This window comes from Nocardia sp. A7 (assembly GCF_046549215.1).
Classification (GTDB): domain Bacteria; phylum Actinomycetota; class Actinomycetes; order Mycobacteriales; family Mycobacteriaceae; genus Nocardia.
Genome location: NZ_JAJPWE010000024.1, coordinates 1 through 515 on the forward strand (window position 1 = coordinate 1; position 515 = coordinate 515).

General features: G+C 55.0%; 2 rRNA genes. Both read left to right on the top strand.

What is annotated here, in order from left to right:
* Nucleotides 1-108, top strand: a 16S ribosomal RNA gene (locus tag ACLJPD_RS33165); the annotation flags it as partial.
* A gap of 327 nt (nt 109-435) precedes the next feature.
* Nucleotides 436-515, top strand: a 23S ribosomal RNA gene (locus ACLJPD_RS33170); the annotation flags it as partial.

Consider the following 515-nt stretch of genomic DNA (forward strand, 5'->3'; position numbering starts at 1 on the left):
GGTGGCCTAACCCCTTGTGGGAGGGAGCCGTCGAAGGTGGGATCGGCGATTGGGACGAAGTCGTAACAAGGTAGCCGTACCGGAAGGTGCGGCTGGATCACCTCCTTTCTAAGGAGCACATCTACGCAAACACCTCGAACAGTCGAGAGTGGTTGTGTCAGAGACCGTTTAGTTCCCTTTCGTGGAACTGCGGACGCTCATGGGTGGAACACTGACAAACTCATCGCACTCGACCGGCCCTCAGTGGTTGGTCGCGGTGATATACCGACACACTATTGGGTCCTGAAAGAACACGCGAGTGTCCTTTCAAGGCAAAGCAAACGATCCGCTCGGATCTTCGAGACATTGCCGGCCGATTGGCTGAGTCAATCTCGGAACATGTTCATGAGCGGGTGTGTTGTTTGAGAACTGCACAGTGGACGCGAGCATCTTTGTTAGTAAGTGTTTAAGAGCGTACGGTGGATGCCTTGGCACCAGGAGCCGATGAAGGACGTAGGAGGCTGCGATAAGCCTCG